Source organism: Pseudomonas sp. Irchel s3a18 (genome assembly GCF_900187535.1).
Lineage (GTDB): Bacteria > Pseudomonadota > Gammaproteobacteria > Pseudomonadales > Pseudomonadaceae > Aquipseudomonas.
The window spans coordinates 113831-125897 of sequence record NZ_FYDV01000001.1 but is presented as its reverse complement, the minus strand read 5'-3'; the positions used below and the strand labels follow the sequence as shown (position 1 = coordinate 125897).

At 61.2% G+C, this 12067-nt stretch carries 7 protein-coding genes; 1 reads left to right on the top strand and 6 read right to left on the bottom strand.

Annotation, left to right across the window (positions count from 1 at the left end; genetic code table 11):
• Positions 1-5 precede the first annotated feature (5 nt).
• The 6 genes from CKW29_RS00445 to CKW29_RS00420 all read right to left on the bottom strand — a co-directional run bounded on the left by CKW29_RS00445 (position 6) and on the right by CKW29_RS00420 (position 9630).
• On the bottom strand, positions 6-2966 hold the full coding sequence (locus CKW29_RS00445; RefSeq protein WP_095147676.1) for an autotransporter domain-containing protein: 2961 nt from the start codon (positions 2964-2966) through the stop codon (positions 6-8).
• A gap of 61 nt (positions 2967-3027) precedes the next feature.
• The gene (locus CKW29_RS00440; RefSeq protein ID WP_095144124.1) at positions 3028-4392 is read right to left on the bottom strand and encodes a TolC family outer membrane protein; all 1365 of its coding nucleotides are present in this window, start codon (positions 4390-4392) and stop codon (positions 3028-3030) included.
• 2 nt (positions 4393-4394) lie between these two features.
• Entirely contained in the window at positions 4395-5729 is a 1335-nt protein-coding gene (locus tag CKW29_RS00435; protein ID WP_095147675.1) for an HlyD family type I secretion periplasmic adaptor subunit, read from the bottom strand.
• Positions 5726-7498: a type I secretion system permease/ATPase gene (locus CKW29_RS00430; protein WP_095147674.1), complete on the bottom strand. Its 1773-nt coding sequence runs from the start codon at positions 7496-7498 to the stop codon at positions 5726-5728. The genes CKW29_RS00435 and CKW29_RS00430 overlap by 4 nt, the downstream gene beginning before the upstream one ends.
• Before the next feature lie 223 nt (positions 7499-7721).
• Positions 7722-8102: an AprI/Inh family metalloprotease inhibitor gene (locus tag CKW29_RS00425; RefSeq protein WP_095147673.1), complete on the bottom strand. Its 381-nt coding sequence runs from the start codon at positions 8100-8102 to the stop codon at positions 7722-7724.
• Between the two features lie 103 nt (positions 8103-8205).
• Entirely contained in the window at positions 8206-9630 is a 1425-nt protein-coding gene (locus tag CKW29_RS00420; protein WP_095147672.1) for a serralysin family metalloprotease, read from the bottom strand.
• Positions 9631-10487: 857 nt separating this feature from the next.
• On the opposite strand from CKW29_RS00420, the gene glgA reads away from it, so the two are divergent.
• Complete coding sequence (gene glgA / locus CKW29_RS00415; protein WP_095147671.1) at positions 10488-12056, top strand: glycogen synthase GlgA; 1569 nt, start codon at positions 10488-10490, stop codon at positions 12054-12056.
• The last annotated feature ends 11 nt before the right edge of the window (positions 12057-12067 follow it).

Genomic DNA, 12067 nt, shown 5'->3' with positions numbered 1-12067 from the left:
GTGGGTCAGAACTGCCAGTTCAGGCTCAGCCCTACCCCATGACTGCTCTCGTCACTGGCCAGACGGCCGCTGTAATCGAGGTTCAAGCGCACGTCCCTGGCCAGCGCCAGCCCTGCCTGCACACCGACCAGGGCGGCATCGCGCGCCAATGGCGTACTTTCCACCGCGAACGTCGGGCCACCGCTGGCGAACGCCAGGTGATCCTGCGAATCCGTGTCGCTCAAGGTGTGCTGCCAACCGAGGGTGCCCGCCAGGTCGAGCGCCTGTTGACCGGACAGGTTGAAGGTTTTCAGCGCGCGCACCCCCAGGGTGCCAAGCACCGCATCACGAGTGTCCTCGCCGCTTTGCAGCGCGGCGGCATCGCCTTTTTCGCTGAAGCCGTCCGTATCGAGGTGTACATAGGCCAGATGGGCGAAGGGCTCCAGTGCCAGCGGTTGCAGGTTTAGGCGGTAGGCCGCTTCGGTGAACAGCTGGGTGGTGCCGGCATCGACCTTGGCCTTCTGTTTCGCGCTGACGTCGCCGTAATGCAGGTCACGCTTGATGTCCGCGCGGTGCCAGCTGTAGGCCCCGCCGAGGCTCAGGCGCAGCGCGCCCAGCTCACGCCCGGCGTAGGCGCCCAGGTGATAGCTGTCGACCTGCGCCCGGGAATGGGTGCCGCTGCCCAGGTTCAGCGAACTGTCGCTATACCCCGCCACCAGTCCCAGTCGCGTGTCCTCTGCCAGCTCCCCGTCGACCCCTGCCAACAAGCCGCCAATCGATGATGTCGACCCCGCGTGGTCGTCGTGCGCGTCGCTCGTCCCCCAGGCGCCCAGTGCCTTGACCCAACCGTTGCTACCCGGCGCCTGATACTGCAAGCGCTCCCCCACCGCATCACGCAGGTAACGGCTGTCGTTGATCAGCAAGGTGTCGAGCGCCGGATAGATTTCTCCTGACAGCTGCTGGAACGCCTGCTGCGCGGGTGCGGCCGACGGCGACAGTAAAAGGCTTTCGTAGACCGGGTTGCCCGTGCCCAGTTGCTCGACGGCAGCGGCCACCGAACGTTGATTCGGGGTTTGCCCGACACTGGCGAACGACGTACCGTTGCGTTCGATCGCCAACTGCACGTCACTCGCCGAGTAGTCGAGACTGCCGCCGATAAACAGGTAGTTGGGCAGCACCGCCCCGAACTGGCCTTGAACGCCGCCTGCCGCGTGCAGAATGTCGTAACGCTGTCCCAACAAGCTGCGCACTTGAGTCGCGCTCAGCAGTGTCGGGCTGTTTTCCAGCGCGAGACTGACCGTCGCGCCCTGGACCGTGGCCATCCCCGTTGCCACGATCCGGTCGCTGCCCGAAGGCGACACCTCCACTGCATAGGTCGAGCCCGGTGCCAGTGTCACGTCTCCATTCACCTGCAAGGTCCCGATCGAATTGCCGGGGGCAACGGTGGCGCCGCTGCGGGCAGTCAAGCCTCCAACGCGTCCGGACCCGCCAAGGGTGGCGCTGTCGTTGACCGTCACCGCTGAACTCAGCGAGCCATTGACCGTCAGCAAGCCACCATTGACGGTGGTTGCGCCGCGATAGGTGCTGTTGCCGGTCAACTCCAACTGACCGGCGCCGGATTTGATCAGGCTGCCGGCATACAGGCGTTGGGCGGCCGCGGCGGCGCGCGCCGTGCCCACGGCGTAGTCGGTCTGGTCCTGCTGACTGGCGTCGGTCGCAATGCCGTGTTCCCAGCCCTTGTCCTTGAGTGTCTGTTGCCACGCGCTGCGCTCGGCGGCATCTTCCGCCTGGCGCTGCAGCAGCGCCTTATCGGAAATGTCATGGCTCCACACATCGCGCTGACCGACGCCCAGGTTCGCGTCGAATTCGCCGAGCAGTTGCCCAGGCCCACGCATCGCCCGAGCCAGGTCGGGCACGCCCCAGCCGACCCGGTCGGTGGGCGCGTCGGTGATTGAACCGTCGAGCTGCGTCGCGGTGGTCAGCAGCACGTGCAAGGCTTGCTGGTTGCTCATGTACGGGTAGCGTTCCATCACCAGGGCCAACGCGCCCGTCGCATGAGGCGCGGCCATCGACGTGCCGTTGTAACTGGCGTATCCGCCACCGACGATGGTGCTGTTGATCTTTGCGCCCGGGGTGCTGATGCACCAGTATTTAGCGATGCCGCACTGGTTGTATTTCTGCTGGTTGTTTTTATCCAGCCCCGACACTGCCAGCCAGTGACCTTCCAGGTCTGGCTCGAAATACGGCAGCGCCGAGCGCACGCTGGCGTTGGCATAACCGCTATTGCCGGCGCTGAACACATTGATCACCCCGCGACGCGAGACATCGGCCGCGGCATCGATCCAGGTGTTGCGGTTCCAGTGCTGGGCATAGGCGGCATGCAGGCTTTCGAGAGTCTTGTAATCGACGTCCTTGGGCTGGCTGCCCCAGCTGTTGTTGATCGCCCGCACGCCGGCATCGGCGAGGGCGTCATAGGCGGCCTTGAAGTAGCGCGGATCAGGGCCTGGACCGAACAGGAAGCTGTCGTTCTGGTTGGTGTTGGCGACATACACCTGCGCGTTGAACGCCACGCCGTGCATGCCGACACCGTCACGGGCTGCGCCCATCGTTCCAGTGACATGGGTGCCGTGGGAGTCGTTGTTGCTGTTGAGCACACCGCTGACACTGAACGGCGTACCCCCGACGTCGATACCGTTGGCGACAACCGGACGGAATCTCGCGGCCTCGGGATGGTTGGGGTCGAAGCCTGAGTCCATGGCGCCGATTTTCACGCCTTGGCCGGTCATACCGGCGGCGTAAGCCTGATTCGCCTGCATGCGATCCAGGCCCCAGTCCTCCTGGTACTCCGGTGTGCGCCAACTGGCTGCATCCTGGGGTTGCCCCGGATCAAGATAAGCGGCCTGCACCGCCGCCGGGAGCGCTGCCATCAGCAACAACGAACGGGTGGCCATGGGCCCTGCACGGTAACGACGTACATCCGTGTTCATAAAAACTCGCTTTTCTGGTGTTGTTATTGTTGAGTCCCCCTGCTTCGGGGCGGTGCGCTCGTTAGCGGGTTGTCGTACGCGAGCGGAAGGCTTCGTCCACTTTGGCCAGGTCCGCTTCACCCAGGACGCCGGCGTAGTAACGCAACTTGGTCCAGGCCATCAAATAGTCGTAACGGGCCTGGGCCAGGTCGCGACGGGTGCTGAACACCTGTTGTTCGGCATTCAGCACGTCGAGGTTGACCCGTTCGCCGCCGAGGACGCTTTGTCTGGTCGAAACCACCTGCGCTTGGGCCGAAGTCAGGGCCTTTTGATAAGCGCGCAGTTTGCTCACGCCCGACAGGCAGCCGGTGAACTGGCGACGCAGTTCGATCAGGGTTTCCCGGGTCTTGGCGTCCAGGTCGTATTCGGCCTGCTCCATCGAACGACTGGCCTGGCGGGTCGAGGCCGAGACCCCGCCACCGGCGTACAGCGGCACGCTGATTTCAATGCCGATGGTGTTGGTGTCATAGCGCTGGTTGTAGGTGTTGCCGCTTTCCGATTCGTTCTGCCGCGCCGTGGCATAGGCACTGATCCTGGGCAAATGCCCCGAGCGATTGCGCTCCACTTCATAACGCGCCACCTCGACCGCCTGACGCTGGGAGGCCAGGTTCGGGTTGTTGCTCAGCGCCAGTTCGTGCCAGCTGTCGTAGTTGGCCGGTTGCAGGTTGAAAGACTGGAAGGACTCGCCCAAGGGCTCCAGGTCGTTGATGTCGATGTCCGGGGCTCCGATCAGCGCGCCCAGTTCACGCAACGAGGCGTCCTGTTCGTCGCGCGCCTCGATCTCTTCGGCAGTGGCCAACTCGTAACGCGATTCCGCTTCAAGAATATCGGTGCGGGTGCCCTCACCCTGGCGGAACAGGTGCTCGTTCTGCTGGAACTGCTGTTCGAAGGCCTTTTTCTTCGCCTGTGCGATGTCGATCTGGTCCTGGGCAAACAATGCCTGGGTGTAGAACGTCAGCACTCGAACCAGCAGCTCCTGGCTCTTGCCACGGAAGGTTTCATCGGCAAACAACGACTGGGCCACGCCTTTGCGGTAAGCCGCGTAGGCCTCGTAGTCCACGAGTGGCTGTTGCAGGGTGAAGGTCGAGCCATAGCTGTCGTAGTTGCGATCATCGGTACGATTGCGGCGGTTTTCGTCCAGGTAGGTGGCCTTGGAGTTGTTGCGGCCCTTGTTGTAGTTGTACGACAGCTTTGGCAGCAGGCCGGCACGACCGATGGTGCGGTTCTCCAGGCCCGCATCGCGTTCCTTGATGGCGCCGAGGAACACCGGATCATTACGCAACGCCAGCTCGTAGACATCGAATGGCCCCATGGCCTGAACCTGTGTGCACACCAGCAGTGCGATGGCGGTCCCGAGTATGGAAAGCTTGCTCATGCGACGGGACATCCTTATTCCTCGGTCAATGCGGAGCCTGCCCGGTCGAGCAGAGGTTTGAACAAATAGTTGAGTAGCGAGCGTTCACCGGTGCGCACGAACATTTCCGCCGGCATGCCCGGTTTGATCACCAACCCGTTGAGTTTTTCCATGGCCACGTCGCTGACGCTGCTACGCAGTACGTAGTACGGCACGCCGGTTTTTTCATCGACCATCTGGTCCGCCGAGATCAGGCTGACCTCGCCGGGAACCCGTGGGGTTTTGCTCTGGTTGAACGCGGTGAAAAGGATGTCCACCGGCAGCTGGCTGCCGACCTTGTCGATCAGGTTGACCGGCAGGTGGCCTTCCACCTCCAGGCGGGTGCCTTGCGGCACGATCTCCAGCAAGGTGTCGCCGGGGCGAACCACCGCGCCTTCGGTGTGCACCCCGAGGTTGACCGCGATGCCATCGGCCGGGGCGACGATTTCACTGTGTTGCAGGTCAAAGCCAGCGGAGGTCAGTTGCTGTTCCAGGGTCAGGCTCTTGAGCTGGGCCTCGGCCAACTGGCTGCGCACCTCTTTCTGGTACTCCTCGGCATGCTGTTGCCGCTTGAGGCGGGTCTCGACAATGCCCTGCTCCACGCGCCCGCTTTCACCGCTGTTTTGCGCCAGTTCCTGTTGCACCTGGGAGAGTTGGCGCTGGTATTCCATCAAGCGGTTGCGCGGGATGTAACCGTTGTCCGCCAAGGGCTGCAGGTTAACCAATTGCTGGCGCAGGGATTCGGCCTGCGCCGTCAGGTCGGTGCGCGCCCGCCGCATCCCGGAGAGTTGCGCGGTGGCGCCATCGATGTTCGCGCGTAACCCGGCCTGCTCACGATCAAAGGCTTCACGTCGGCTGCTAAATAGTTGTCGCTGGCCTTCCAGAACCAGCGCCAGACGCGGGTCGGGGTCGTTGCTCAGCTCTGACGGAAAGCTCACCTGCTTGAGGTTGTCACGCTCACTCTGCCACCGTGCCAGGCTGGCCCAGGCCATCCGGTATTGGGCTTGCAGCGACTGCACGTCAGCCTCGACCTGGGTCTGGTCGAGGCGGAACAATGGCTGGCCCTGTTTCACCGTTTCACCTTCACGCACCAGAATCCGCGTGACCACCCCGCCACTCATCGACTGCACGGCCTTGCGTTTGCCAGACACCACCACCGTGCCCTGCACCGGGATCCCTTGATCCAGTGGCGCCAGACTGGCCCACAGGAAAAAGCTGCCAGCACCGACCACTGCGAGTATCCAGCCCATGCGGGCGAAAAAACCGGCGTCTCGTTCAGGGCGCTCCGGCAGGTAAGCCTGTTCGATTGTCATGTCGCGATCCTTGCTCATACCCCGGAACTCCGGGTCGGTGTCTGGTACTGGCGGCTCATGCTCAGCCCGGCCGGTGAGTCCCGTGGCGGCTGTGGCTGTGGTTGTACGCCGGACAGCGCCTTGAGCACTTCCTGGCTGGGGCCGAAGGCTTGTAACTGGCCTTCGTTGAGCACCAGCAACTTGTCCGCCTGGGCCAACGCCGAAGAACGGTGGGTCACCAGAATCACGCTGATACCCTGGGCTTTCATCTGTGCGATGGCACTGGCCAGCGCCGCCTCACCGACGGTGTCGAGGTTGGAGTTCGGCTCGTCGAGCACCACCAGGCTCGGGCCGCCATACAGCGCCCGAGCCAAGGCCACGCGCTGCTTCTGGCCCCCCGACAATCCGCTGCCGTCTTCCCCAAGACGGGTGTCGTAGCCCTGGGGCAGGCGCAGGATCAGCTCATGCACACCTGCTTGCTGCGCGGCCTCGACCACTTTCTGTGGATCCGTCTCGCGAAAACGCGCGATGTTCTCGGCCACTGTGCCGCTGAACAGTTCGATGTCCTGGGGCAAATAGCCGATGTAGGGACCAAGGTCGTCGCGATTCCAGCGATGGATGTCCGCGCCGTCCAGGCGCACCATGCCGGCCAGGGTCGGCCAGACACCCACCAGCACCCGGGCCAGTGTGGATTTGCCGGAACCAGAGGCACCCAGCACACCCAGCACTTCCCCGGCACCGAGAGTGAAGCTGACTCGGTGCAACGTCGCCTGCCGCTGGCCCGGCGGGGCGGCGCTGACCTGTTCGAAACTGACCTGCCCCTTTGGCGCCGGCAGCGCCATTGCCTCGTCACTGGGCGGGAACTCTCGCAATAAGGCATCCAGGCGCCGATAAGCCAGCTTCGCCCCGCTCCACTGCTTCCACACCGCAATCAGCTGATCGATGGGGCTCAGCACCCGTCCCATCAGAATGGAGCCAGCGATCATCATCCCGGCGGTCATGTGGCCCTGAATCACCAGTAACGCACCCAATCCCAGCACTAGTGATTGCAGGCACAGGCGCAGGGTTTTGCTCAACGAACTGATCACCGCACCGGTGTCGCTGGCCTGGTTCTGCAAGCCGAGAAACCGCGAATGCACCTGGAACCAGCGTTTGCGCAGCGCTCCCAACATACCCATCGCTTGAATGGTCTCGGCGTTGTGCAGGTGGCTGGTGGCTAACTGGGTGGACTGTTGCGAATAGCCTCCGGCCTCGGCCAGCGGTTTTTTGGTCATGGCTTCGTTGAGGAACGCCAGACCAATCAGCAGCACGGCGCCAACGGTGGCGAATACACCCAGCCAGACGTTAAACAGGTAGATCACGAACAGGTAGACCGGAAACCACGGTGCATCGAAGAAGGCAAACAATGCGGGGCCGGTGACGAATTGGCGGATATGGGTCAGATCGCCCAGTGACTGGCCGGCGTTGCCCTCGCCCTTGAACAGATTGCGCTCGAACGCCGCCTGGTAGACCTGCAGGTTGAAGCGCCGCTCCAACTGGCTGCCGATGCGGATCACGATAAAGCTGCGAACGATCTCCAGCAGCCCGATGAACACGAAGAACCCCACCACCATCAGTGACAACATCACCAGGGTGGTTTCGTTCTGCGACGAGAGCACCCGGTCATACACCTGGAGCATGTAGATCGACGGCACCAGCATCAGCAGGTTGATCAACGCGGTAAAGCAGCCCACGCTGATCAAAATGTTTTTATAGTCGCCCAGCGCTTTCAATAGCGGTGCAGTGGGCGTGGTCTTCGCCATACTCATTAGTCTTTCCCGAGCTGATATAGCGTGTCGAAGTTCGACACGGATCCAATAAACTGCCGCGAAGCGAGTCCAGGCATTTTTTTAATACAGGCAACTGACAGGCGAACGAACGCCCTCTGATGACGCTAGAGCGCTGGGGTTATTTACCCGACCGTTAATAACGGCAATGAATGCATGTATCCACGCAGGGATAATTATTCAGCCTACAGCTGTACTCTCGACTTCAGTCACGCTGTAACACAATGGCGGGATCCGATTGTTTATTACTCTGGTAGCGCCCATTTTGCTGTCGGCCAAGATGAATAATCCGACTGCCGTCCTTATTGGTCAGCGATATACCATCGGGCTCGGTGAACCAGCCGACCGGGAGTTGCCCGAGCCAGCCGGCCAGGCATTGAACATCGCCGCCCAGGGTTTGATCCGGCTCAAGTTTGAGTGCACAGGTGTTCTGTGGCTGCTGTCGCAGGTGAACCTGCCAGGTACCGGCCAGTTCCGAGGGGTCCGCTAATCTCAGGCTGCTCGCCATGCCAACATCTCCAGAAAACATTATCAGCGTGGCGATCAGCCAGGCCATAGCCTTGTAGGTAAAGGCGTTAATTGTCATAAGGTGTGTGATTCCAGGTTATAGCCCATGCAGCCTCGCCCTTCGCTGGCCAGCCGGCAAGGACAAAGGGCAGCGCACCAGCGCTGCCCCCTTGATCATCGACTCAGGCCACGATATCCGTGGTGGCTGCCTGGCCAACGGTGCTGACCAGGAAGTCAGCCACGCCATGCCCGGAGAAGTCGATGGCCAGACTGCTGCCACCCGACACCGTGCTCAATACCGCGTCACCCACCGCGCCAGTGAACGCACTGACAAAGTGCAAGCCTGCCCCCTTGGTAATGCCGGTCAGGTCGATCTTGTCCAGGCCGCTGACGAAATCGAGGATCTGATCCACCGCCCCCGGCCGGGAATCGGAACTGGCGGCAAACACAAAGGTGTCGGAACCGCTACCACCCCAGAGTTTGTCCGCCCCTCCCGCCCCATAGAGAATGTCGTTTCCGGCACCACCCTTGAGCTCATTGGCCACGGCATTGCCAATCAGCAAGTCGTTTCCCGATCCGCCAATGGCGTTTTCGACAGTCACGCCCTTGGCAATGGACACGTTGCCCAGCATACCTCCTACATCAGAGAACGAGGCCTCATTGAGGTTGATCTTCTGGTTCTGGGTGAAGCCGGAGAAGTCCAGGGTGTCCTTGCCGCCCGCGTCCCACACCGAGAACACTACCTTGTCCGACGACGAACTCGCACTGAGGAAGTCCCGTCCGGCGTTGGAGTTGAAACCGTAGGTGGTATCCCCTGTACGGGTACTCATGTTGGCACCGTAGAGTTTCTGCACGGCCGCGATATCGTCCATCAGCGGGCCGGACGAATACGCCGTCGAGCCGCCCTTGCTGAAGTCCTGGTCGATATTGCTTTCGCTCCAGTAGCTCATGACGCTGTAGCCGCGGGTGTCTTCGGCGTAGGTCACGTCGCCGTAGGTCGGGTTGCCTTCACCGGCGTTGTAGTCACCAGGGTGCGCCAGTCCCAGGGTGTGGCCGATCTCGTGGGTCAGGGTCTGCCGGCCATAGTTGTTCAGGCCGGGGGTCTTGTTGACGTTGTAGCCGTCACCCGTCAGGTACCATGACTGACCGTTATAAACACTGCCAGGTTCGGGGAGAAAAGCAAAAGCGGCGCCACCGCTGCTACCGTCGCTGTAGTTGCCGAAGGTCATGTGACCGTCGCCACCCGTGGCTTTCTGGGTAAAGCTGACATTGGCGACATCGCCCCACGACTGCATGGCCAGTACCGCCTGGTCTTTTTGCAGCGTGCTGAACTGGCTGAACCTACCGACCTGCAGCGCGGCGAAGCTGGACCCCGGCGACGTGAGGAACGTGTAGGTCAGTTCGATCTTGCCGTTACCGTTGAGGTCCTGCCAGGACGCACCGTCACGCAGAATCTGCGTCGCGGCCTGATCAACGGAATAAGAGGGTTTGCCATTGACCACAAGATTACCGCCACGGTCATACTGATGGCTGAAACTATCGATCTGCGACCAGGCAGTACTGGGGGCGGCCGCCGATTCAATAGCTTTAACTTTTACTTTCGACATAAACACACTTCCTTGTTTTGCAATGGAACAGTTTTTGTCCGATAGCGACAATCTCTGGCGAGATCGTCCTATCACTCGCCCAATGAAGGCGAAAGAAAACTGACACAATTTCAAATCGGACGTCTAGTGTTTTTTTGACGTCAAATTGAACTGCTCCACAAAACAACCCAAAACAATGACCTGTCTATCTGAAGAGTAAGGGTTGTTCACTGTCTGGCGTGGATCGACAAGCAGGGTCTTATTTAAATATTAAATATCAGTACAGTTGTACTTGCGGCCTACGTCGCACTGTTAACAGGGCACTTAGCCATCAACTAAAAGCTGTCCTGCGCATTGAAAGTCCAACTGCAAGACGTATCGCGAATGGGTACGCCTTGCGCGATGAGGGTTGATCACGTCATTCGCACCATAAAGGTGCGGCGAGCCTTTCCCCTTGCGCTACCTTCAGGCATTCAGTGGTCCTTTTTTGGCCGTCCAGCCCTCCGGAACCGCACCTCGGCGGTGCAATTGTCACAATCTTCGTGTCGTACTTTGCTGCCGAAAACCGATTGTCGAACAATTCGTAAAACCCTTCCACATGGCTCTAGGTTCTGACCTAGACTCCTGTTCGCAAATGGAAACCGGTCGGTCATATTTCGGCGAAAAACCCGAAACTTTCCACCGCCGGCACGGGTCAGGTGTTAAGAGGGGTCGGTGACTGGTGCAATCCTTGCAATGTCCAGAACAGCCTTCGAGCTTCACCGCAGCGGGCCGCGTTTGCCGCACGTTGTGTAGCGCTTTAGCGCCTGGCCACGGGAACCGGCCACTTGCATCACGGGTGAGATGCCTGAACCAGATCAATAAAACGGGAGAACCACATGAACAGTGCCGCTTTAGACATCCAGGAAGAACGTACTCACCAAGCCATCGACGAATCGAGGTCCATGGCCATCCTGGCTCCGGGTTCAAAAACGGTACTGCCTGCTCAACGTCACAATCCGAACAAAAAGAAAGTGCTGTTCGTGACCTCGGAAATCGCCGACCTGGTGAAGACCGGAGGCCTGGGTGACGTGTCGGCCGCACTGCCCCGCGCCATGGCCCACCTGCACGATGTGCGGGTGCTGCTCCCCGGTTACCCGCAAGTGATGCACAGCGACAACCCGATTCATATCATTGGCGAACTGGGTGGCCACGCCGCTCTGCCGGCCTGCAAGATCGGGCGCATGGACATGCCCGACGGCCTGGTGATCTACGTACTGATCTGCCCGGAGCTGTACGAACGCGAAGGCTCGCCCTATGGCGCCAACAACGGTCGTGACTGGCCGGACAACCATATCCGGTTCGCCCGCCTGGGCCTGGCAGCCGCCGATATCGCGGCCAACCTGGCGCACCTGCACTGGTGCCCGGATCTGGTGCACGCCCACGACTGGCCCGCAGGGCTGGCCCCGGCCTACATGCACTGGCGCGGGCAACGCACGCCGACCCTGTTCACCATCCACAACCTCGCCTATCAAGGTGTGGTTAGCCTGGCTTCCTGCCCGGAGCTGGGCATTCCCGAACACGCCTTGCAACAGGAAGGCATGGAGTTCTACGGCAAACTGTCATTTCTCAAGGCCGGCATGGCTTATGCCAGCCATATCACCACCGTGAGCGCGACCTACGCCCAGGAAATCACCACCCCGGCGTTTGGTTGCGGCCTGGATGGTTTCCTCGCCAGCAAGACCCAGCAAGGCCTGCTCAGCGGTATCCCCAACGGCATCGATGAGAGCTGGGATGCGGCGACCGATCCGCACCTGCTTTGCCCCTTCAGCATCGGTGATTGGGAAGGCAAGGCCGTGAACGCGGCCCATGTGCGCAAGCTGTTTGCCTTGAAAGAGTCCGAAGGTCCGTTGTTTGCGGTGGTCTCGCGCCTGGTCTATCAGAAAGGCCTGGACCTGACGGAGGGCGTCGCTGAGTACATCGTCAAAGCTGGCGGGCAAATCGCAATCATCGGTCGCGGCGAGCCGGAAGAGGAGCAAGCCATGCGCAATCTGGCCCTGCGTTTTCCAGGGCAGATCGGCGTACGCATCGGCTTCAATGAAACCGATGCCAGGCGCATGTTCGCCGGCAGTGATTTCCTGTTGATGCCGTCGCGTTACGAACCCTGCGGCCTGAGCCAGATGTACGCGCAGCGCTTTGGTTCGTTGCCGGTGGCCCGCAACACGGGTGGCCTGGCCGACACCATCGAGAACGGCGTCACCGGCTTTCTGTTCGACGAGTCCACCGTGGCCAGCTACGAGGAAGCACTGAGCCGGGCGTTCAAGGTCTTTGCCTTCCCCGCCCTGCTCAATGCCATGCGCTGCCGGGCCATGGCCGCGCCCTTCAACTGGTGCAAGGCGGTCGAACCCTACGCCGAACTCTACGAGCAGCTGGTCGCCAAGGCTCTGGGCAAGCCGGTCAAGCCATGAGAGGGGTCCTC

What these genes read in the sequence shown, in the direction of transcription:
- CKW29_RS00445 (WP_095147676.1), bottom strand. Translation starts at nt 2,966, where the DNA reads ATGAACACGGATGTACGTCGTTACCGTGCAGGGCCCATGGCCACCCGT.
- CKW29_RS00440 (WP_095144124.1), bottom strand. Translation starts at nt 4,392, where the DNA reads ATGTCCCGTCGCATGAGCAAGCTTTCCATACTCGGGACCGCCATCGCA.
- CKW29_RS00435 (WP_095147675.1), bottom strand. Translation starts at nt 5,729, where the DNA reads ATGAGCAAGGATCGCGACATGACAATCGAACAGGCTTACCTGCCGGAG.
- CKW29_RS00430 (WP_095147674.1), bottom strand. Translation starts at nt 7,498, where the DNA reads ATGAGTATGGCGAAGACCACGCCCACTGCACCGCTATTGAAAGCGCTG.
- CKW29_RS00425 (WP_095147673.1), bottom strand. Translation starts at nt 8,102, where the DNA reads ATGACAATTAACGCCTTTACCTACAAGGCTATGGCCTGGCTGATCGCC.
- CKW29_RS00420 (WP_095147672.1), bottom strand. Translation starts at nt 9,630, where the DNA reads ATGTCGAAAGTAAAAGTTAAAGCTATTGAATCGGCGGCCGCCCCCAGT.
- glgA (WP_095147671.1), top strand. Translation starts at nt 10,488, where the DNA reads ATGAACAGTGCCGCTTTAGACATCCAGGAAGAACGTACTCACCAAGCC.